Here is a 20665-nt window from a genome sequence, read left to right as displayed (position 1 = left end):
TCCTGATTAGAGGCCGGCCAGGGCGAGCGGCGCGGTGGTGACTTCGACGGCGCCGGGGGAGATGGCCGTGGCGCTGATGACGCGCTTGGACATGAGATTGAGAATCTGGACGCTGGTGCCCTGGGCGCCGCCGGTTATGGCCTGTCCCTTGACCGTTAGGGTCATGGGGCCCTTGCGGTAGAAAATGGTCACGAGGTCGTTCTTGGCGATGGTCAGGGGGGTGCTGACATCGCTGGCCTTGAGCGGCATACCTTCGCGGCTCGGGCGGTTGAGAGCCATGCCGATCAGTTGGTCGAGCTGTGCGGTGCCCTGGGCATCGGCCTGGCGCACGGGGAGGGGGCGCATGACGATATGGCTGGGCTGCAGGACGGTGCCGGCGGGGAGGGCTGCAGCCAGGTGCGGCACGTCGACGGTGAGATCGAGCGTACCGCTGAGTTCGACAAGACGGTCAGCGCCGGTGATGGAGAAACGGGCGGTGAAGCTGTCATTGCCGGGGTGGTAGCGCAGCTGTTCGAGCCGTGCGGGGGTATCGGCGACTGCGACCTTGATGGGGGAAATCAGGTCGTTGAAGTAAACGTTGACCTTCATGCTGGAGGTGACGATGCCACGCAGGCGCAGATCGTTGATGACGAGATCGCCGAGCAGCACGTCGTCGATGACGGTGGCGGCGCGCGAGACGCTGACGGCGCTGACACCGTTGACCTCGAAAGTGTCGAGACCAATGCGGGCGGCCGCCGAGCGGATTGCCGGTAGATCGACTTGCCCGGTGGTGCCTGGCTGGGGGGCCCGGAACAGGGCGGTGTCGGCCAAGGACCCGGCATCGTCGAACATGTCGCCGACGGTAACGACCGAGCCGACCACCTGCACATCGGCGCGCAGCATGGGCAAGGCCCAGGCACTGGTGCCGCAGAGGGCGAAGGCGAAAGCGGCGATTGTGGAGCGAAGCGGTTTCATCTGGCCCTCCTCATCAACGCAACTGGCTGGTGGCGCGCATCATTTCGTCCGCGCCGGAGATGACGCGGGCGTTCATTTCGTAGGCGCGCTGCGCGGCGATCAGGTCGGCAATTTCGGTGACCGAATTGACGTTCGCCATTTCGAGATAGTTCTGCAGCAGGTCGCCGGTGCCATCGGAATTGGGAATGTTCACCTGGGCCGGGCCACTGGCTGCGGTTTCGAGGAACATATTGTCGCCCATGGATTCGAGGCCCGACTTGTTGACGAAGCGCGCCAGCTGGAGCTGACCGAGCTGGGTCGGGGTGGTGTCGGTGCCCAGAAACGCCTCGACGGTGCCATTGGGCGAGATCGACACGCCCTTGGCATTGCCGGGGATGGAAATGCCCGGATTGAGCGAATAGCCCTGGGAGTTTACCAGCGTGCCATTGGGGTCACGCTCGAAGGAGCCGTCGCGGGTATAGGCGGTGCGGCCATCGGGCAGCTGGATCATGAAGAAGCCTTCGCCGCGGATGGCCACGTCGAGCTCGCGCTCGGTCATGCTTACATTGCCCTGGCTCATCACGCGTGGCGTGGCGACGGTGCGCACGCCCGAACCGATTTCGAGCCCGGCCGGCACCATGCTGCCTTGGTCTGAGGTTTGCGAGCCGGCGCGGGTGATCTGCTGGTAGAGCAGGTCCTGGAATTCGGCGCGCTGGCGCTTGAAGCCAGTGGTGCGCATATTGGCAATATTGTTGGAGATGACTTCGACATTGCGTTCCTGGGCGCTCATGCCGGTCGATGCGATGTAGAGAGCTTTCATGGCAGAACCTCAGGATCAGGCGTTGGCATCGCCGAGGCGCTGGATGGCGCTGCGACGCAGCTCATCCTGCTTCTCGGTCAACGAGGCGAGGGATTCGTAGGAACGGGTGACGCGGATCATCTCGGCCATTTCGGACACGCCCGAGACATTGGAGCGCTCGAGAAAGCCCTGCATGACGCTGGTGCCGGTGGCCGGGGTCGGCGTGCCGCCGGCGAAAAGATTGGAGCCATCGCGGGTGAGGGCCTGCGGATTGGCGAATTCGACGATGCGCAGGCGCCCGTTGGGGCCGGCATCGGTGGCGACAGTGCCATCGGATGCCACGGTGAAGCTGGTTTCGGTGGCGCCGAACTGAATCGGGCCGCCTTCGCCCAGCACCGGGTTGCCCGACAGATCGACCAGGGTCCCGGTACTATTGATCTGGAAGGAGCCCGAACGGGTCCAGCGCTCGCCGGCTGGCGTCTGCACGGCAAAGAAGCCTTCGCCATTGAGCGCCATATCCAGGTCGTTGCCGGTCTGCAGCATCGGACCATTGGCCAGGTCATGAACGGTGGCCCAGTCCTGCACATAGGACAGGGGTTGGTCGAGGCGCTGGAAATCCTGGTGGCGGGCCACCGGCATCACATATTCCTCAAACAGCAATTGCTCCGACTTGAAGCCAGTGGTGTTGATGTTGGCGATATTGTTCGCCACCACATCCATCTGGCGCTGCAGAGCGATCTGCCGGCTGAGGCTGATCAGTTGCGCATTCTCGATCATCTCGGTCCCCGTCTACTTCCCCGAGACCGCCGACTTCCCCAAGCCCGCCGTCTCGCCATTAACATTGCAGAAACCATGCCAGGCGAAGATTTTTAATAAAATCATACGCTTAGCAGTCTCGAAGTCTTGGCCTGCCCGGCGTTAATTTCCTGCACTGGGAAAATGCTGCCCGGCAAAAATTGCCGACAGAAGGGTGTTTGTAACCATTCGTTAACCAAGTGGGCCTTAGCTGGTCCCAGGGCCGGAATCGTCCGGAAATGCTGATATCTGGTGGGGCGTTAGATGGCTGCGGAAGCAGAAGTTTCAGGCGAAGCGCCGGCCAAGAAGGGCATTCCCAAGCTCTTCATTTTCATTGGCGCCGCGGTGCTCGTGGTGCTGCTGGCCGGCGGCGGCATCTTCTTCTTCCTGTCGTCTTCTGGTGGCTCGGCTGATGCGGCGGCTGCCTCAGGCGAGCATGGCGCAGCCAGTGCCGATGCCGGGCATGGCGCCCCTGCAGGCGACGCGCCAGCCAATACGTTCATCTTCAACCTGCCGCCGATGATGGTGAACCTCAACAGCGATGGCGGCACCCAAGCCTTCATGAAGCTGACCGTGGCGCTGGAAGTCGCCGACGAGCACATGATGACCGAAATCCAGCCGCGCCTGGCCAAGGTGGTGGATTCCTTCCAGGTCTATCTGCGCGAGATGCGCAAGAGCGATCTCGAAGGCTCGGCTGGCATCTATCGCCTCAAGGAAGAGCTGCTGCGTCGGGTCAATCTGGCGATCTATCCCGCGCGGGTGGAAAGCATCCTCTTCAAGGAAATCCTGGTGCAGTAATGGCTGGACCAAGCGATCAGGACAAATTGGCTGAGGATTGGGGGCTCGACGATATCGATGCCGCTCCGATCCCGTCCTTCGACGACGGCGATGGCCTGAGTGACGACGACATTGCCGCCGCCGCTGCTGCCGAATGGGCGGCGATGCTCGAAGGCGGCACGTCCGAGGCCGATGGTGGTGCAGATCGCGTGCTCAACCAGGACGAGATCGACAGCCTGCTCGGTTTCGACGCCACGGCGGCCAGCAATGTCGAGCTGACCGGCGTCCAGGCGCTGATCAACTCCGCGCTGGTGAGCTATGAACGCCTGCCGATGCTGGAGATTGTCTTCGATCGGCTGGTGCGCCTCGCCACCACCTCGCTGCGCAATTTCACCTCCGACAATGTGGAAGTGGCGCTCGACTCCATCTCCTCGGTACGTTTCGGCGACTACCTCAATTCCATTCCGCTGCCCGCCATTCTCTCGGTGATCAAGGCGGAGGAGTGGGAGAATTACGGCCTGCTCACCGTCGATTCCAACCTCATCTATTCGATGATCGACGTGCTGCTGGGCGGTCGCCGGGTCGGCGGCAATATCCGCGTCGAGGGGCGTCCCTACACCACGATCGAGCTGGCGCTGGCCCGGCGCATGATCGAGGTGATCCTTGAGGATACCCACCGTGCCTTCGAACCGGTGACGCAGGTCAATTTCAAGCTTGAGCGTATGGAAACCAATCCGCGCTTCGCCGCCATTTCCCGTCCGGGCAATGCCGCCATTCTCATCGAATTGCGCATCGAAATGGACGATCGCGGCGGCAAGATCGAGATCCTGCTGCCCTACGCCACCATCGAGCCCATCCGCGAGCAGTTGCTGCAGATGTTCATGGGCGAAAAGTTTGGCCGCGACCCGATCTGGGAAGGCCATCTGGCGACCGAGATCTACCACGCCGACGTCGAGATCGAGGCCGTGTTGCATGAACAGGACCTGCCGCTGTCGACCTTGATCGATCTGCGCCCCGGCCAGACCATCATGTTCGAGCGCTCTCCGTCCGACCCCATTCGCCTGCGTTGCGGCGATGTCGAACTCACCGAGGCCATTATGGGCCATATCGGCAAGCATGTATCGGTGCGGGTCACGCGCCCGCTCAACCCGCCCAAGGTCACCATGGCGGCCTTCGAGGCAATCGACGAGACAATGGAAGGACGATGATGTTCGGCTTGCCCCTGGGGATTTTTGTGGAAGGCGCCGTTGCCGTCCTGCTGGCGACCACCGTCGTCTATTGCATCATGCTCAACCAGCGCCTCAAGCGCCTGCATGCGGACCGCGATGCGCTGCGGCAGATGGTGGCCGACCTGGTCGGTGCCACCAATCTCGCCAATCAGGCGATCAAGGAGCTGAAGGCGACTGCCGTCGAGGCCGATCTGACGCTCAGCGCCCGCCTCGAGGAGGCCGAGCGCTTCGGGGTCGAGCTCGCCAATCACGTCAATGCCGGCACGGTGCTGATGGAACGCATCGCCAAGATCACCAGCGTCGCGCGCCACAGCCAGGCCATGGAGCCGGTCGAAGAGCCCAGCAAGGCGCAGTCGGCCTTGCAGCAATTGCAGGCGCGCGTGCGCAATCGCGGAGCCGCCGCGTGACCAATATCCGCCTGTTGCCCGTTGTCATCCTGGTGATTTCGGCCCTTCTGGTCCTCAAGACCGTGGGGCTCGTCACCAATGGTGGCTATGTGCTGACAGGCGTGAGCCTGGCGCAGGCGGCAGGGGGCGGTGGTGGCCATGGTGGTGGCTCTGCGCCGGCCGAAACACCGCCGGGTGACAATGCCACACTGCCGGCCGAACCAACTTTGACCGATGCCAGCCCGACCCTCTCCGATTCGGCGCCGACCATGGGTGAAACCAAAGGTGGTGGTGGCCATGGCGCGCCGGCGCCGACCGACGCAGGTGGTGGTCACGGCGATGCCGCCGCCACTGGCAGTGATGCCGCAGCGCCCGCGACCGACGCCCATGGCCAGCCCATTGCCAATACCGTCGCTGCTGAAAATGCCTGCGATCCGCGCCCGGCCTCGCCCGACAAGGCGGCCTCGACGGCCGATGGGCAGCTGATGATCATTCCTGGCGACTGCCCGCCGCTTACCGATGCGGTGCCGCAATTGCTGACCGATCGCGGCCCGGTGCCGATGACCTCGACCGATAGCGTGCCCACCGAGCAGGTGCTGCTGGAGCGCCTGTCGACGCGCCGCGCCGATCTTGACGCTTATGAGCAGGAGCTGGCCATGCGCGCTTCGCTGGTGGAAGCCGCCGAGAAGCGCATCGAGGAACGGACCCAGACCCTGCAGGCCCTGGAAGGGCAGATTGCCGCGCTGGTCGAAGAGCGCAAGAAGATGGAAGAGGGGCAGTTCGCCGAGCTGGTGGCCATGTATTCGAACATGAAGCCCAAGGACGCGGCCAGCATCTTCAACGATCTCGACATGAACATTCTGGTTCGCGTCGCCAAGCAGATCACCCCCCGCAAGATGTCGCCTATTCTCGCCGCCATGACCACGGCACGGGCCCAGGAGCTTACCGTGCGCCTGGCCTCGCTGGATGGCGGGCCGGTCGAGGAAATGAGTTCCTCCGATCTTGCTGCCCTGCCGCAGATTGTCGGCCAGTAGCTTTGTGGTTTTCTTTAGGGGGGTGTTAAGCCCGCCTGGCTAGGGTTCGGCATCGAGTGTTGTAAACCTCGCATGCCGAGCCGGCGGAAAGAACTTTCTGCTGTCGGATGCGATAATAGTGCGTCGGGCGGGCAGAAAGCCGGTGAAGACCGCAATACAGTCAGGTTGGCAGCGAGCCGCTATGGTCGTCGCTGCCACGGCGATGGCCATGTATCTGGCTATGGCTGCCGCTGCCTTTGCACAGGTGCAGGGCCAGCTTTTCGGCACCGAAGAACAGGGCTATGCCCGCCTCATCCTGAGCTTTCCCTCGCGCGATGACCTGCCCGAATATACGGTCAAGGTCGAGAACGGGGTGATGTCGATCCTGTTCACCGAACCGGTTTCGATCATCCTGCCCGATGTGGCTGTCCAGCTTCCCAATTATCTCACCGTCGCGCGCGTGGACCCCGATGGCATGGGGCTGCGCATCGGCCTGCGCTCCAGCTTCACCTTCAATCGCATCGAGGCCGCCGAGCGCCTGTTCATCGACCTGATGCCGCCGGAGTGGCAAGGCATGCCGCCGCCGCTTCCGCAGGACGTCATCGACCAGTTGGCGGAGCGGGCGCGCCTGGCCGCCATCGAAGCCGAGCGCAACCGCAAGGCTGCGCTGGCCGCAGAGCTCAATCCGCAGGTCGCCCTGCGCATCGGCCGCAACCCCAGCTTTATCCGCCTGCAGTTCGATTGGTCGGTGCCCACCGAGGGTGCCTATGCCAAACAAGAAAATACCGGCCTGATCAATTTCGAATGGCCGATCGGCATCGATGTGCGCGATCTTGTGGCCGACCTGCCCAAGGAAATCGCCTCGGTCGAAAACGTGGTGACGGCGGATGGTAGCGACATCTATCTCGAATTTGCCCGCGGGGTCGAGCCGCGCTTTTATGAGGTTACGCCCACGCAATATGTGCTCGATATCGACATCAAGGGGCAGGGGCTGCCCGAGCTGAAGGTCGAGGATCTGGCGGCGGCCGCAGCGCAGGTCAAGGCAGAGACACCAGAGGCGCCCAAACCCCAGACGTCGGCGCTTCAGGCCAATGCCGCCGAAACCATCGTCCCGTTCATCAATGTGCTGGGCAATACGGTGCGCGTGGTCTTCCCGTTCGAGCAGGATACGCCCGCCGCCGTGTTCCGGCGCGGTGACTCGGTGTGGATGGTGTTCGACACCATCAGCGGCATTGCCGCTCCCGCGGCTTCGACCGATTTCGATGCCGTCGCCAGCGCTTTCGACGTCATCTCCTCGGGTGATACGCAGGTGGTGCGGATCGATCTGTCCAAGGATCGCCTGGCTACTATGGGCTCCGAAGGCATGGCCTGGGTGCTGTCGCTGGGCGACGTCATGCTGAGCCCCACCGAGCCGGTCACCCTGTCCCGCCGCCGTAATTTCGAGGGCACTTTCGAAATGGCCGCCGATATCGTGCGGCCGGCCCGTGTCCACGATTTCCGCGACCCGCTGGTCGGCGACATGCTCAAGATCGTTACCGCCTATCCGCCGGCGCGCGGCCTGACGCGTTCGCTCGACTATGTCGATTTCACCGCCCTGCGCAGCGTCCATGGTCTGGTGCTGAAGCCCAAGGCTTCCAATCTGCAGGTGGCGCTGGACGGGCAGTTCGCCGTGATCAGCACCAATGGCGGTCTGACAGTGTCCGCGCTCGACAGCCTGCGCAATTCCGGCACTCAGGGCGACGAGGCTTCGCGCAGCTCCTATATCGACCTCGCCACGCTCGAGCAGCCGGCGCCCACCAAGTTCCTCAAGCATCGCGATGAACTCGAGCAGATGGCCGCCGAGAGCGATGGCCGCAATCGCGACAATGCCCGCCTGGGGCTGGCGCAATACTATGTGGCCAATCAGTTCGGCCCCGAAGCCCTTGGCGTGTTGCGGGTTCTGGCCGCCGATCTGCGTTCGGAGGACCTGACGCGCAAGCTGCGCATGACAGAGTCGATCGCCAATATCTTGGCCGGTCGCCCCAGGGAAGCACTTCAGGTCCTCAATACCCCCTCGTTCGACCAGGACCTGGACGCCCTGTTCTGGCGCACCATTGCGCGCGCCGCCGACAACGATTATTCAGGCGCCCGGCTCGATGCGCTCGAGGCCCGCAGCGTCGCCGAGACCTATCCCGTCTGGGCCCGCAATGCGTTCTATCTCGCCGGCGCCCGCGGCGCGGTCGAGGGCAATGACGCCACCACCGCCAACCGCATGCTGGATGAGATTGCCTATTCCAATCTCAGCAGCCAGGACATGTCCCTCTATTCGCTGCTTACAGCGCGCTTGGACGAACTCAATGGCCATGATCAGGCGGCGCTCGACGCCTATGGGCAGGTGATTGCCTCCGAGGTGCGGCCAACCCGCGCCGAGGCCGTCTATCGTACGCTGATGCTGCTGGACAAGCAGGGCCGGCTCGATCTCGGCCGCGCCATCAAGACGCTGTCGGCCGAAACCATGCTCTGGCGCGGCGATGCGCTGGAGGCCGAAATGCAGACGCTGCTGGCCCGGCTCTACTTCCGCAAGGCCGATTATCGCCTCGGCTTCGAGGCCGTGCAGGCGGCGGTCGCCAATTATCCGGAAAGCCCGCAGGTCAATCAGCTGCGCGACGAGGCGCAGGTCATGTTCTCAGACCTGTTCCTCAACGGCGTCGCCGACTCGCTTGGCCCGGTCGAGGCCCTCGGTATCTATTATGATTTCCGCCAGCTCACCCCCTCCGGCGCGCGCGGCGACGAGATGGTGCGCAATCTGGCGCGGCGGCTGGTGCGCATGGACCTCTTGCCGCAAGCCGCCGACCTTCTGCGTTACCAGCTCGACAACCGCCTCACCGGCGTGGCGCGCAGCCAGGTGGCTGCCGATCTAGCGGTGATCTATCTCGCCGACCGCAAGCCCAATGAGGCATTGCGGGTCCTCAACGATACGCGCGTTCCCGACCTGCCGGCCTCGCTTACCCGGCAGCGCCGCATCCTCGAGGCGCGCGCGCTGATCGATGGCGGGCGCGATCAGCTCGCCCTCGATCTCGTGCGCGATATGGATGGCAAGGACGTCAAGGTGTTGCAGATCGACGTGCACTGGAAGGCCCGTCGCTACAGCCAGGCTGGCGAAATGATGGAAGCGCTCTATGCCCAGTCCGCCGGCCAGCCGCTTGATCGCCAGACCCGCCTTGAGCTGATCAAGGCTGCCGTCGGCTATGTCATGGCCAATGATACGGTCGGCCTGTCGCGGTTGCGCACCAAGTTCGGCGAGCAGATGGTCAATTCGCCCGAATGGGCCATGTTCGACTATGTCACCGGGCCGATCCAGGCTTCGAGCATGGAATTCAAGAAGGTCGCCGCCGAGGTTGCAGCGGTGGACGGCCTCAACGCCTTCCTGGCTTCCTATCGCGACACCTATGCCGGGGAAGGAGCGCTGGTGCCCACCAATGCTACCGAGCCGAATTCCGGCGTCGCCGCAGCGCGCTGAGGGCCGCGTAACTATCCGCTGACGAAGCTGCGGACCAGCGAGCCGGCGACCAGATACCAGCCGTCCACCAGCACGAAGAAGATCAGCTTGAACGGCAGCGAGATCACCACCGGGGGCAGCATCATCATGCCCATGCTCATCAGCACCGAGGCGACCACCATGTCGATCACCACGAAGGGCAGGAACAGCAGGAACCCGATTTCGAAGGCACGCCGCAGTTCCGAGATCATGAAGGATGGGATCAGCAGCTGCAGAGGAATGGCCTCGGGCTCGGCCGGCACTTCGGTATCGGACAGGTCGTAGAACAGCGCCAGGTCCTGTTCGCGCACATTGGCGCGCATGAACTCATGCAGCGGCGCCGCGCTGAGTTCGAACGCTTCTGTGATCTCGATATTGCCAGCCAGGAGTGGTGCGATGCCCTGGTCATAGCTCTGCTGCAATGTCGGCTGCATGATGAAGAGCGTCAGGAACAGCGCCAGCGACACCATCACCGAATTGGGCGGCGCGGTCTGCAGGCCAATGGCGGTTCGCAGCAGCGACAGCACCACCACGATGCGGGTGAAGCTGGTCACCATCACCAGGATGGAGGGCGCCAGCGACAAGAGGGTGATCAGCCCGATGAGCTGGATGGCGCGCTCGGTCAGCGTGGCGTCGTCGCCGAAATCGATGGACAGGTCCTGGGCCTGCACCCCGGCCGCGAACAGCACCAGAGCGGTGGCGGCCAGCCCGAAGATCAGCGGCAGGCGCGCCTTGCGAAAAGCCGCCAGTCTCGCTTTCCCTGGCTTGGATGCCGGTGTGGTGTCCACGCGCCGCGCCTTGATTGCCCTATTTGGAGCTTTCCTCTTTAGCTGAGTCGGTATCCTCGGCTGTGGAAATGTCGGGACTTTTACCCGGCGTCGTTGCGTCCTGGCTGGAGACCGGACGGAGCAGGCCGGTGTGGCGCAGCGATTTGGGGCCGCGCTGATTGGCCGGCGTGCCAAGATCGCGCAATTGTTCGATGGCGGTGGCCGGGGCTGCCGGGGCGGATTGCGGCACCACGGGGGTCGGAGCCTTCGGTTTGCTGGCCTCGGCTGGTTGCACCTTGTCCTGGGCCCTGCGCCCCGGAACCATGGGCAGGGGGCGACGGCTTGGTTGGGCCGCGGCCGGGATTTCCTCGACGGCAATCCCAGATTCCACCAGCAGGTCCTGCGGTCCACCGACCAGGATCAGGTGCTCCACATTGTCGCGGCGAATGATCACCAATTGCCGCTTCTGGTCGACCGCCAGCGTATCGATCACCGACAGCCGCCGATTGCGGCCGCGCACGGCATTGCCGGAAAAGCCGGAGAGCATTTTCAACAGCCAGGCAACCAGCACGATAAGGACGATGACGGCGCCCAGCGCAAAGGCGGCGGTCAGAAAGCTGTTGCCGCTGTCGCTGAACAGGCCGGTGATAAATCCCACGAAAATTGCTCCACTTCTCTGCTGGCCGAATCTTTGGCGGCACTTCTTGCCTAGTTAAGCCAAGCGATTGTGCAAAATGCGAGGCTTGCGCCTTCATGCCTATACGCAGTTAACACTTGATTAACCATGGGGCGGCAAGATTTGCCTATCGCGCTGCTGATTGGAGTCGGCCATGGGCCTGATGGATATGCCGGTGTTTTCGGCGCTCACCGACAAGATGAAGTGGCATCAGGCGCGCCAGGGCCTTCTTGCCGAAAACGTCGCCAATTCGGAGACCCCCGGCTACAAGGGGCGCGATCTCAAGCAGTATAGTTTTGCCGATCGCGTCAGCGCAATGAGCTCGGCGCAGATCACCACGCTGGCAACGCAGCCGATGCACTTTTCCGTGTCCAGCGAGGCCGGGGCCTTCGGCGCGCAGCACATGGCCAATTTCGAGGTCACGCCCGAAGGGAATGGCATCACGCTCGAAGACGAGATGATGAAGGTCACCACCAATATGATGGATTACCAGGCCGCCACCTCCATCTACCAGAAATCCATCCGCATCCTGCGCGTGGCCCTGGGCAAGAACGCGTAAGGGCAGGGGATCATGGATTTCAATTCGTCGCTCCGCATCGCCGCGACCGGGCTGCACGCCCAGACCGCCCGCATGCGCGTCATCGCCGAGAACATCGCCAATGCCGATTCCGCCGGCAAGACGCCGGGTGACGATCCCTATCGCCGCCGCATCCCCACCTTCCAGAGCCATTTCGATTCCGAGATCGGCGGGCGCGTGGTCGAGATCGGGCGCCTGGCTTATGACCAGAGCGATTTCACCACCCGTTATGAGCCCGGCCATCCGGCCGCCGATGCCAGCGGTTTCGTCAAATATCCGAACGTCAATACGCTGATCGAATCCGTCGACATGCGTCAGGCCCAGCGCAGCTACGAGGCCAATCTCAACGTGGTCACCGTCACCCGGCAGATGCTGGGCCGCACGCTTGATCTGTTGCGCGGCTGATTTCAGGGGGATTTTTCAACATGGCCATCACCACGCCTTTCAATGCCGCCACCGCCGCCTATGGCAATGCCCAGCGCCTGATCCAGCAAGCAGGCAAGCCGGCCACAGATCTCACCGCGCTCGCCCCATCCAATGGCGGTAATTTCGCGCAGATTCTGGCCGACAATGTCCAGGGCGTCGTCGATCAGGGCCGCGTCTCCGACCGCATGGCCATGGACATGGTCAATGGCAAGGCCAATGTGGTCGACATGGTCACCGCACTTTCGGAAACCGAAATGGCTATCGAAAGCATGGTCACTGTGCGCGACCGGGTGATCTCGGCCTATGAAGAAATCATGCGGATGCCGATCTGATCGCTGATTTGGGTGTATCCTGACGCGGTGATTCCACGGGAACGGTAGAGATGACCGGCGCAGAAGTGCTCGATATTGCCAGCGATGGCATCTGGACGCTGCTCATCGTTTCCATGCCGATGATGCTGGTGGGTCTCGGCGTTGGCGTCGTGATCGCGCTGTTCCAGGCGCTGACGCAGATTCAGGAAATGACGCTGGTCTTCGTGCCCAAGATCGTCGCCATTTTCGTCACCATGCTGCTGATCCTGCCCTTCATGGGCGCTACTATGGCCGGTTACATGAACCGGGTGATCGACATGATCATCGTGGGCGGCTGATGATCACGGCCAGCCTCGATTGGCTGCCGGGCACCGCCTTTGCCTATATGATCCTGTTCGCGCGCATCGGCTCCATGCTGATGCTGATGCCGGCCTTGGGCGAACAGACCATCCCCGTCCGTATGCGCCTCAGCTTCGCGCTGGCCTTCACCCTCGTGGTCTATCCGCTATTGTCGCAGACCATGCCGGCGCTGCCGACGCAATTGCCCGGAATGGTGGGGCTCTTGTTCCACGAAATCGCCATTGGCCTGATGATCGGGGCCATTGTGCGCATCACCGTGATGGCCACGCAGGTGGCCGGCGCCATCATCGCCTTTCAGACCGGCCTTTCCGGTGCCATGGCGGCGGACCCGACACAAGCCGGTGCGCAGGCGGCGGTGTTCGGCAGCTTCCTTTCCTATCTCGGCGTTACCCTGATCTTTGCCACCGATCTCCATCACATGGCGCTGGCAGCGATCTATGACAGCTACACTTTGTTCTCGCCCAGCGACCCTTTGATGTTTGAGGACGCCATGCAACTGGCGATCAAGACCGTTGCGGGGGCCTTTTCGGTGGGCTTGCAGATGTCGGCGCCCTTTATCGTCTTCGGCCTGGTCTTCAATCTCGGCGCCGGCATTCTGGGCCGGCTGATGCCGCAATTGCAGGTCTATTTCATCCTCATGCCGGCCAATATCATTGTCGGCCTGCTGCTGTTCGCGCTGCTCCTCGTGATGATGATGGGTTGGTACATTACCGCCTTCGAAAATCACCTGGCGATGTGGAGGGGCTAGTCCATGTCGGACGAGGACAAAGACTCCAAAACAGAAGACCCCTCCCATAAAAAGCTCGAGGACGCCCACAAGAAGGGCGATGTCGCCAAGAGCCAGGAGGTCACGACCTGGTTCATGCTGTTGGGCTCGGCCATTGCCTTCGCCATGATCGCGCCCTGGAGCAGCGCCCAGCTGAGCTCTGCTCTCAAGCTGATCATCATGAATGCCGACCGGTTCGACGTCGAAGGCGCCGGCTTCGGGGCCTTCTTCAATAGTCTTGCCCTCACCATGATCGGCGTGGTGCTGGCGCCGCTGGCCGTGCTTTACGTCTGTGGCATCCTGGCCAATCTGGTCCAGCATAAGCCGGTGTTTTCGGCCGAGCCCATCACCCCGAAATTCTCCAAGATTTCCCCGCTTTCGGGCGCAAAGCGCCTGTTCTCGACTGAGGCACTGGTCAATTTCGGCAAGGGCCTGCTCAAGATCAGCATCGTCGGCGCGGTCGTGGTCATGGTCTGCTGGCCCGAGCGCGATCGGCTCGACACCATGATGACCGCCGATCCCCTGGTGATCCTGCTCGACTTCCAGGAGTTGGGGAACAAGATCTTCATGGCGGTGCTGATGGTCGTCACCATCATTGCCGGCGCCGACTATTTCTATGTGCGCCAGAAATGGTGGAAGAAGCACATGATGACGGTGCAGGAAACACGCGAAGAGTACAAGCAGATGGAAGGCGACCCGCATGTGAAGGGCCGCATCCGCCAGTTGCGGCACGAAAAGGCGCGTCAGCGCATGATGGCGTCCGTTCCCGATGCGACTGTGGTGGTCACCAACCCGACCCACTTCGCGGTGGCGCTCAAATATGACAAGACCATGCAAGCGCCGATTTGCGTCGCCAAGGGTGCCGATGCCGTGGCGCTGCGCATCCGCACACTCGCCAAGGACAGCGACGTGCCTATCATCGAAAATCCCCCACTGGCGCGGGCATTGTTCGCCTCGGTCGATATCGACGAGGTCATCCCGGCCGAGCACTACAAAGCCGTAGCCGAGATCATCGGCTTCGTCATGCGCCTGAAACAGCCCGGCAGCGGCGGCTGGCGCGCCAATCGATAAGACAGTTCAGCCTTCTTGGCGGTCGGTCGCGGCTTTTTTGCCGAACTGGTGCAAGAGAGCTGCGGCGAGAGCGATGAGCACAGCGATCCACCCTGCTGCCGCGCCTTCTGCACGCATGGGAGCTCCGGGCGACGCGGCCCAACCAATCAGCAGAAAGCTCACCCAATAGCCGAAGCGGATGAACAGGGGATGCTGCGCAATGTCTTCGCGCAGCAGGGCAAAGGCGAGCACGACATAAATGACATAGGCCTGCGGATGGAAAGCCCAGCCTGTTCCATAGAGCCCGAACGTATAGATGCCCGTAGTGTCGCCGAAGTCTGGCCCGAAAGACAGGAACCCAGTGGTTCCATCGTCGAAGTAATTGAAGAACTGGGAGGCAAAGCTCAGCACCAACGCCGCTATCATGACCAGCTGTGGCAGCGATTTGCCGTTCAGGAATTCCTTGAGCATCCGTACTAACCCCACGACCTAGATATTGAGTGGCACCGCGGCACCTATGAGCGTCGCGTCACTGGCGCGACATCATCACGCCATCGAAATAGATCCGGTTTGGGAAAGCGCCCGGCAAAGCATCATCGTGGTATGGGAAGCTGGCCGTGCTCCAGGCTTGGCCGCCGTCCGGATAGAATTCGATACTGTTTCCCGAGATGGTGTACTGCCCGGCCTCTGCCTGGTCACTATAGGCGGTGGCATCGACGCCCCCGGCGATGGAGTCCACTACCGTGGTCGACCCCATGGCATAGCGTCCATCCTCCTGAAACAGCAGTGTCTGGCCGCTACTGGCAAAAGCGCTCGTTCCGCCCCCAACCGCGGCTCCGCCATGGAATACGCCCGACAAGGTGCTGGAGCTAAACTTTTCGACAGGACAAAACAGGCCGCCGTCGAAGTTGAAGCAGCCTCCTGACGACGGCTCCAAATCAGCCTCGGTAACGTCCCCGTCGTGCCAGTCGATGCGCATGGTGCCCCCGGTGAAGCTTACATCGCCAACCGTTCCAGGGTTCTGCTCTTCGGCATAGCTTGTGCCATAGGCTGCGATGTCGTAGCCGGGCGCGTTTACAGCAATCCCCGGGCCGAAATAGTAGACGTCCATCTCAAACGAGCTGATCCACATTCTCGTCATCAAGTAGATGCCATCTGGCGCGTACTGAGCATATGAAGGTTTTGCGCCACCGCCTATGGCGACGGCAGCGAGCACTGTTGCGACGAGCACGTGTTTCATCTTCTAGACCTGAATAGTGTGGTGAGACGTGGCATTCATACGGTGCGACTAAAGCTTCGCGTCACAAACAAGGTTTCCGCCCTGTTGGCCAAGCAGCGTCAGCGTTGGCTTATCAGTGCCAAGGTTCCGCCGGCCGCCGACAATTCCAAGGTCATCGTATAGGGGGCCGCTGCGGACCACGAACATGTCGAAGGACGCGTCGACTTCGCCAACTTCCCCCCGACCGCTCTGGCCCGACTTATTGGCAAGGACATAGTTTCTGCCCTCGAATCCGATGGTTGCAACAAGCGTACCGAACGCTTTGCACTCCCAAACACCATCGACTCCTGTGGCGAAGGAAGGTGGAGCGAAAGTTGTAACCACCAGGACAATGAAGGCTTTCAAAACCTGGCGCACTGCTCACCTCATTATTAACTCAGTGAGCTTTTAATAAAGTGAACGGATGCTGTCAATGCAAGGGCAATTTAGAGCAACGAAATGTGGACGGCGTGCCAGCGACATGCATGGATCACCCGACCTGGTGATGACGCCGCGGCAAGGTTGGGGACAGAGGCAACCTTGAACACCTTGATCACACTCAAGTCTGCAGGAAGGGTTAGTTGGTTGCACTCTTGAAGGACAAGGCGAGCACACGCCCATGCCTATCGTCGTTGACATCAAAAGGTGCGAAGAGCTGAAGGTGGAATTTGAACGTCAGGGTGAGCCTGAGCAGGGAGGCTTTGCCGCAGCATCTCATCGATGCACTGGTGATTGAGTCCGCACCTTGGATCATCTAGACTCCACGCCACCGGCAGTGCCCGAGGACCGCTTCATGGCCGACATCATCAATCTGCGACAGGTCCGCAAGCAGAAGGCCCGTTCTGACAAGGAAAATGTGGCGGCCCAGAATCGGGTTCTGCATGGCCGCACCAAGGCCGAAAAGCAGCGCGAAGCCACTGAGCGGCAGCGCGCCGAGCGTCTTATCGACGGCCACAAGCGCGAAGAATAGCCAGAATACGCCCGCGAAAGGCACTTGCGGATAACCGTACTCTGCGGTACGCCCGTTTCAATTGCTCGGCAGGCCGCGAATTTTCGGGATGGAGGCGCGGCGTCGGCGGGCGCCCCTTGCTTAAAAGATCCCGGACGACCCATGACAATTGCTACAGAGACCAGCCTGGCTCCGGCCGGCGGAAATTCGGCGCGCCGCGTGCTGGCGGCCAGCATGATCGGCACCACGATCGAATTCTTCGACTTCTACATCTATGCGACGGCGGCGGTGATCGTGTTCCCGCATCTGTTCTTTCCGGCCGCCGATGCCAATTCGGCATTGTTGAGCTCGCTCGCCACCTTTGCAATCGCCTTCCTGGCCCGCCCTATCGGCGCAGCTTTTTTCGGCCATTTCGGCGATAAGGTCGGGCGCAAGGCGACGCTGGTGGCCGCGCTCCTGACCATGGGCATTTCCACGGTGCTGATCGGCGTCTTGCCGACCTATGAACAGATCGGGATTTTTGCGCCGCTGCTGCTGGCCCTGTGCCGGCTGGGGCAGGGGCTGGGACTCGGCGGCGAATGGGGCGGGGCCGTGCTGCTGGCCACCGAAAATGCGCCAGAAGGCAAGCGGGCCTGGTACGGCATGTTCCCGCAGCTCGGCGCGCCGGTGGGCTTTTTCCTCGCCACCACCATTTTCCTGGTCCTGGCGCATTTCCTGGGCGACGATGCCTTCATGAGCTGGGGCTGGCGCGTGCCTTTCCTCGCCAGTGCCTTCCTCGTCATCTTGGGCCTGTTCATCCGCCTCAAGATCACCGAGACCCCCGAATTCGCCAAGGCCATCGAAAAGGCCGAGCGCGTCGAAGTGCCGTTCGTCGACGTGTTTCGCCGCCACAAGCTCAGCCTCGTGCTCGGCACCATGGCTGCACTGGCCACCTTCGTTCTGTTTTACATCATGACGGTGTTTTCGCTGAGCTATGGCACCCGCACGCTGGGCTATAGCCGAGAGGAATTCCTAATTCTGCAGATGGTCGGCGTGGTGTTCTTCGGGCTGTTGATCCCGGTGGCCGCCATCCTGGCTGACCGCTATGGCATGCGCCGGGTTATGATCGGCGTCTCGATCGGCATTGCGCTGTTTGGCCTGGTGCTGGCGCCACTTCTGGGCTCGGACAATGTCTGGGGCGTGCTGGGCTTCCTGTGCATCGGCTTTGCGCTGATGGGCATGACCTATGGTCCGCTGGGCACCGCGCTGGCGGCTCCGTTCCCCACCGCCGTCCGCTACACCGGCGCGTCGCTGACCTTCAATCTCGGCGGCATTTTCGGTGCGTCCTTCGCGCCCTACATCGCCGCCTGGCTGGCCGACACCTATGGCCTGCACACCGTCGGCTACTACATCATCATCGCCGCGGTCGTGACGCTCGTTGCCTTCGGCTTCATCCGCCAGACAGCGGAATAAGTCTGCCTGCCACCAAGGTCGAACCGGGTCTGGACGTCTCACCTGTGACATCCAGACCTGGAGACCTCAACCCGTGCGCCTTCTGCTTGCCCTCGCAGCCACCCTTCTGGCGGCACCCGTTTCTGCAAATGAAGACCTGGCGCTGCAGATCGATCGCGTTGCACCATCGCTCAATGGCGGGAATCTGACCACACTTGGTGGGCCGGAAACGCCGCAAGCACTTGTCGATGGCCTCGATGGTCGCTGGTTTACCCTCAAGAACACGGTGCGCAATTGGCGGGGAACCGGCGATGCGGATCGGGAAAACCTCGCCCGCGCCATTGAACGCACCTGCGCGAACACTTGGGAAAACATCGTCACCTACACGACAACCAGCCCCACCACGTTCCGCGTGACGCAGCAAAGCCCCGAGGGCGATGATCACGGCACGTTCGACATGGAGCCCGTCGAGCCGGCGGGCCGCGTCTTTGCGACCACTATCGAGGATGATTACATCGTCAAGGTGTTCGGCATCGATGCGGCTTCGCCCGAGCTCGCGGAAATCCGTGCGTTGCTCAGCGCGGGCCTCGAAATCTGGAGGCCCACGCCGGACGTGCTGGTCAATCTGCGCGCCAATCAGGAGATCGAAGTCTGGGGGCGCTGCCCAAGCTAGCCGTTACCAGTCCACCTGGCATTCCACGCCGTCCGGGCCGAACTGCATGCTTTGAGGCGTGTACTGGAAAATCTCCAATTTCACCCCGCTGGGATCGGCCAGCCAGGCCTGCCAGGTGGCATCGACGCCAAATTTCTTGGCGGTGATATCGACGCCCTTGCCGCGGACATGGGCAATGAACGCGTCGAGATCCTCGGTTTCGAGGCAGATGTGGTTGATCTGGTTGCTCTCCTCAAACCGCGACTCGCCCTTCTTGAACACCTCGATAAAGGTGCGATTGCCGAAATCGAGATAGAAGCCGATCTTGTCCCGGCCGCGCATGAAGGTGAACTTCGGCGCGATGCCGATGACGTCCCGGTAGAACGCCTCCACCGCATCGAGGTCACGGGCAAAAATGCAGGTATGGGCCACCTGCCTGACGAGCGGTGCGGTCATGGTCTCTCCTCGGAATGACTGGGCTTTTTGCCCTTGCTGACATGTTAGGGCAGGCACGAAGGCGGCGCCAGAGGTCGGTTTGCTCCCTTTCCGTCACAACAGACCCAAAAATTGCGTCTGCCCTCTTTGCATTGTCACGAGGCGCGTCTAGACAGGCCCCTAGACCTCACGACATCCACGGGGAAAGGCACCTCATGTCTTCGATCATCCATATCCATGGCCGCCAGATTTATGACAGCCGCGGCAATCCGACTGTTGAAGTCGATGTGGTGCTGGACGATGGCAGCTTCGGCCGCGCCGCGGTGCCGTCGGGCGCCTCGACCGGTGCTCACGAAGCCGTCGAGCTGCGCGATGGCGGCAATCTCTACAACGGCAAGGGCGTGACCCAGGCCGTCGAGAACGTCAACGACGTGATCGCCGACGAATTGCTGGGCATGGATGCACTCGACCAGCGCGGCATCGACCAGGCCATGATCGATCTCGATGGCACCGCCAACAAGGGCAAGCTCGGCGCCAATGCCATTCTCGGCGTGTCGCTCGCCGTTGCCAAGGCCGCCGCCGAGTCGAGCGAATTGCCGCTCTACCGCTATATTGGCGGCCCGAACGCGCATATCCTGCCCGTGCCGATGATGAACATCATCAATGGCGGCGAGCATGCCGACAATCCGATCGACATGCAGGAATTCATGATCCTGCCCGCCGGCGCGACCTCCATTGCCGACGCCGTCCGCATCGGCTCGGAAATCTTCCACACCCTCAAGAAGGGTCTGTCCGCTGAAGGCCACAACACCAATGTGGGCGATGAGGGCGGTTTCGCACCAAACCTGGCTTCGGCCGACGATGCGCTGGGCTTCATCATGCGCTCGATCGAAAAGGCCGGCTACAAGCCGGGTGAGGACGTGTTCCTCGGCCTCGATTGCGCGGCCACTGAGTATTACAAAGGCGGCAAGTATGAGATGAAGGGCGAGGGCAAGTCCCTATCGTCCGACGAAAACGTCCGCTTCCTCGAAGACCTGGCCAATCGCTATCCGATCATCACCATCGAAGACGGCATGGCCGAGGACGACTGGGATGGCTGGAAGGCCCTGACCGACGCCATCGGCAAGAAGGTGCAGCTGGTGGGCGACGACCTGTTCGTCACCAACACCCAGCGTCTGGTGTCCGGCATCAAGATGGGCGTCGCCAACTCCATCCTGGTCAAGGTCAACCAGATCGGCTCGCTCTCCGAAACCCTCGACGCCGTCGATACTGCGCACCGCGCCAGCTACACCTCGGTCATGTCGCACCGTTCGGGCGAAACCGAGGATTCCACCATTGCCGACCTGGCCGTGGCCCTCAACTGCGGTCAGATCAAGACCGGCTCGCTCTCCCGCTCGGATCGCATGGCCAAGTACAACCAGCTGATCCGCATCGAAGAACAACTCGGCTCGTCCGCCAAATATGCAGGCTATTCGGTGGTCAAGGGTCGCTAAACTCTTCGCCAGACGAAATAAAAAGGCCGGGCAACTGCCCGGCCTTACTATTTTCAGCCGTGCTC

24 protein-coding genes are annotated in these 20665 nt (G+C 62.0%); 15 read left to right on the top strand and 9 right to left on the bottom strand.

What is annotated here, in order from left to right; all coding sequences use genetic code 11:
- Positions 1 to 6: 6 nt before the first annotated feature.
- Genes flgA through flgF form a run of 3 tightly spaced genes read right to left on the bottom strand, consistent with a single transcriptional unit; the run spans position 7 to position 2506 of the window.
- Positions 7 to 954: a flagellar basal body P-ring formation chaperone FlgA gene (flgA, locus tag BGO80_RS02830; protein ID WP_286718925.1), complete on the bottom strand. Its 948-nt coding sequence runs from the start codon at positions 952 to 954 to the stop codon at positions 7 to 9.
- A 13-nt stretch (positions 955 to 967) separates the two neighbouring features.
- Positions 968 to 1753 carry a flagellar basal-body rod protein FlgG gene (gene flgG / locus BGO80_RS02825; protein WP_126151961.1) on the bottom strand — a complete coding sequence of 262 codons (786 nt, stop codon included), beginning with the start codon at positions 1751 to 1753 and terminating at the stop codon, positions 968 to 970.
- 15 nt (positions 1754 to 1768) lie between these two features.
- Positions 1769 to 2506 carry a flagellar basal-body rod protein FlgF gene (gene flgF / locus BGO80_RS02820; protein ID WP_286719607.1) on the bottom strand — a complete coding sequence of 246 codons (738 nt, stop codon included), beginning with the start codon at positions 2504 to 2506 and terminating at the stop codon, positions 1769 to 1771.
- 285 nt (positions 2507 to 2791) lie between these two features.
- Between flgF and BGO80_RS02815 the strand changes: the two genes are divergently transcribed.
- The 5 genes from BGO80_RS02815 (at position 2792) to BGO80_RS02795 (ending at position 9431) form a co-directional block, all read left to right on the top strand.
- Positions 2792 to 3325 carry a flagellar basal body-associated FliL family protein gene (locus BGO80_RS02815; protein ID WP_286718923.1) on the top strand — a complete coding sequence of 178 codons (534 nt, stop codon included), beginning with the start codon at positions 2792 to 2794 and terminating at the stop codon, positions 3323 to 3325.
- Entirely contained in the window at positions 3325 to 4512 is a 1188-nt protein-coding gene (gene fliM, locus BGO80_RS02810; RefSeq protein WP_126151963.1) for a flagellar motor switch protein FliM, read from the top strand. Before BGO80_RS02815 ends, fliM begins: the two co-directional genes overlap by 1 nt.
- Positions 4512 to 4940 (top strand): DUF6468 domain-containing protein, encoded by a 429-nt coding sequence (locus BGO80_RS02805; RefSeq protein ID WP_286718921.1) that lies wholly within the window; start codon positions 4512 to 4514, stop codon positions 4938 to 4940. The genes fliM and BGO80_RS02805 overlap by 1 nt, the downstream gene beginning before the upstream one ends.
- Positions 4937 to 5953, top strand: coding sequence for a MotE family protein (locus BGO80_RS02800; protein WP_286718919.1), 1017 nt, complete (start codon positions 4937 to 4939; stop codon positions 5951 to 5953). The genes BGO80_RS02805 and BGO80_RS02800 overlap by 4 nt, the downstream gene beginning before the upstream one ends.
- 181 nt (positions 5954 to 6134) lie before the next feature.
- Entirely contained in the window at positions 6135 to 9431 is a 3297-nt protein-coding gene (locus BGO80_RS02795) for a hypothetical protein (protein WP_286718918.1), read from the top strand.
- Positions 9432 to 9442: 11 nt separating this feature from the next.
- Here BGO80_RS02795 and fliP read toward each other — a convergent pair whose 3' ends face one another.
- Positions 9443 to 10198 carry a flagellar type III secretion system pore protein FliP gene (gene fliP, locus BGO80_RS02790; protein ID WP_206437887.1) on the bottom strand — a complete coding sequence of 252 codons (756 nt, stop codon included), beginning with the start codon at positions 10196 to 10198 and terminating at the stop codon, positions 9443 to 9445.
- Positions 10199 to 10256: 58 nt separating this feature from the next.
- The gene (locus tag BGO80_RS02785) at positions 10257 to 10874 is read right to left on the bottom strand and encodes a flagellar biosynthetic protein FliO (RefSeq protein ID WP_286718917.1); all 618 of its coding nucleotides are present in this window, start codon (positions 10872 to 10874) and stop codon (positions 10257 to 10259) included.
- Between the two features lie 172 nt (positions 10875 to 11046).
- Between BGO80_RS02785 and BGO80_RS02780 the strand changes: the two genes are divergently transcribed.
- Genes BGO80_RS02780 through flhB form a run of 6 tightly spaced genes read left to right on the top strand, consistent with a single transcriptional unit; the run spans position 11047 to position 14403 of the window.
- On the top strand, positions 11047 to 11451 hold the full coding sequence (locus tag BGO80_RS02780; protein ID WP_126151968.1) for a flagellar basal body rod protein FlgB: 405 nt from the start codon (positions 11047 to 11049) through the stop codon (positions 11449 to 11451).
- 12 nt (positions 11452 to 11463) lie between these two features.
- On the top strand, positions 11464 to 11874 hold the full coding sequence (gene flgC / locus BGO80_RS02775; protein ID WP_126151969.1) for a flagellar basal body rod protein FlgC: 411 nt from the start codon (positions 11464 to 11466) through the stop codon (positions 11872 to 11874).
- A gap of 26 nt (positions 11875 to 11900) precedes the next feature.
- Positions 11901 to 12227, top strand: coding sequence for a flagellar hook-basal body complex protein FliE (gene fliE / locus BGO80_RS02770; RefSeq protein ID WP_126152027.1), 327 nt, complete (start codon positions 11901 to 11903; stop codon positions 12225 to 12227).
- Between the two features lie 50 nt (positions 12228 to 12277).
- Complete coding sequence (gene fliQ, locus BGO80_RS02765) at positions 12278 to 12544, top strand: flagellar biosynthesis protein FliQ (RefSeq protein WP_126151970.1); 267 nt, start codon at positions 12278 to 12280, stop codon at positions 12542 to 12544.
- Positions 12544 to 13314, top strand: a complete 771-nt coding sequence (fliR, locus tag BGO80_RS02760) for a flagellar biosynthetic protein FliR (RefSeq protein WP_126151971.1) — start codon at positions 12544 to 12546, stop codon at positions 13312 to 13314. The genes fliQ and fliR overlap by 1 nt, the downstream gene beginning before the upstream one ends.
- Positions 13315 to 13317: 3 nt before the next feature.
- On the top strand, positions 13318 to 14403 hold the full coding sequence (gene flhB, locus BGO80_RS02755) for a flagellar biosynthesis protein FlhB (protein WP_286718914.1): 1086 nt from the start codon (positions 13318 to 13320) through the stop codon (positions 14401 to 14403).
- Between the two features lie 6 nt (positions 14404 to 14409).
- On the opposite strand, the gene BGO80_RS02750 is transcribed toward flhB, so the two are convergent.
- Genes BGO80_RS02750 through BGO80_RS02740 form a run of 3 tightly spaced genes read right to left on the bottom strand, consistent with a single transcriptional unit; the run spans position 14410 to position 16018 of the window.
- Positions 14410 to 14853, bottom strand: coding sequence for a hypothetical protein (locus tag BGO80_RS02750; protein WP_286718913.1), 444 nt, complete (start codon positions 14851 to 14853; stop codon positions 14410 to 14412).
- Positions 14854 to 14911: 58 nt separating this feature from the next.
- The gene (locus tag BGO80_RS02745; protein ID WP_286718912.1) at positions 14912 to 15622 is read right to left on the bottom strand and encodes a hypothetical protein; all 711 of its coding nucleotides are present in this window, start codon (positions 15620 to 15622) and stop codon (positions 14912 to 14914) included.
- A 48-nt stretch (positions 15623 to 15670) separates the two neighbouring features.
- Positions 15671 to 16018 (bottom strand): hypothetical protein, encoded by a 348-nt coding sequence (locus BGO80_RS02740; RefSeq protein WP_286718910.1) that lies wholly within the window; start codon positions 16016 to 16018, stop codon positions 15671 to 15673.
- Positions 16019 to 16385: 367 nt separating this feature from the next.
- Between BGO80_RS02740 and BGO80_RS02735 the strand changes: the two genes are divergently transcribed.
- The 3 genes from BGO80_RS02735 to BGO80_RS02725 all read left to right on the top strand — a co-directional run bounded on the left by BGO80_RS02735 (position 16386) and on the right by BGO80_RS02725 (position 18693).
- Positions 16386 to 16610, top strand: a complete 225-nt coding sequence (locus BGO80_RS02735) for a DUF4169 family protein (RefSeq protein WP_353744182.1) — start codon at positions 16386 to 16388, stop codon at positions 16608 to 16610.
- 141 nt (positions 16611 to 16751) lie between these two features.
- Positions 16752 to 18041, top strand: a complete 1290-nt coding sequence (locus BGO80_RS02730; RefSeq protein ID WP_286718909.1) for an MFS transporter — start codon at positions 16752 to 16754, stop codon at positions 18039 to 18041.
- Between the two features lie 73 nt (positions 18042 to 18114).
- Complete coding sequence (locus BGO80_RS02725; RefSeq protein ID WP_286718908.1) at positions 18115 to 18693, top strand: hypothetical protein; 579 nt, start codon at positions 18115 to 18117, stop codon at positions 18691 to 18693.
- 3 nt (positions 18694 to 18696) lie between these two features.
- On the opposite strand, the gene BGO80_RS02720 is transcribed toward BGO80_RS02725, so the two are convergent.
- The gene (locus BGO80_RS02720) at positions 18697 to 19128 is read right to left on the bottom strand and encodes a VOC family protein (RefSeq protein ID WP_286718906.1); all 432 of its coding nucleotides are present in this window, start codon (positions 19126 to 19128) and stop codon (positions 18697 to 18699) included.
- Positions 19129 to 19322: 194 nt separating this feature from the next.
- Here BGO80_RS02720 and eno point away from each other — a divergent pair, with 194 nt between their 5' ends.
- On the top strand, positions 19323 to 20600 hold the full coding sequence (eno, locus tag BGO80_RS02715) for a phosphopyruvate hydratase (protein ID WP_286718904.1): 1278 nt from the start codon (positions 19323 to 19325) through the stop codon (positions 20598 to 20600).
- Positions 20601 to 20665 lie beyond the last annotated feature (65 nt).

It is taken from the genome of Devosia sp. 63-57, from assembly GCF_001899045.1.
Lineage (GTDB): Bacteria > Pseudomonadota > Alphaproteobacteria > Rhizobiales > Devosiaceae > Devosia > Devosia equisanguinis.
This window is presented reverse-complemented; position numbering and strand designations above follow the sequence as displayed.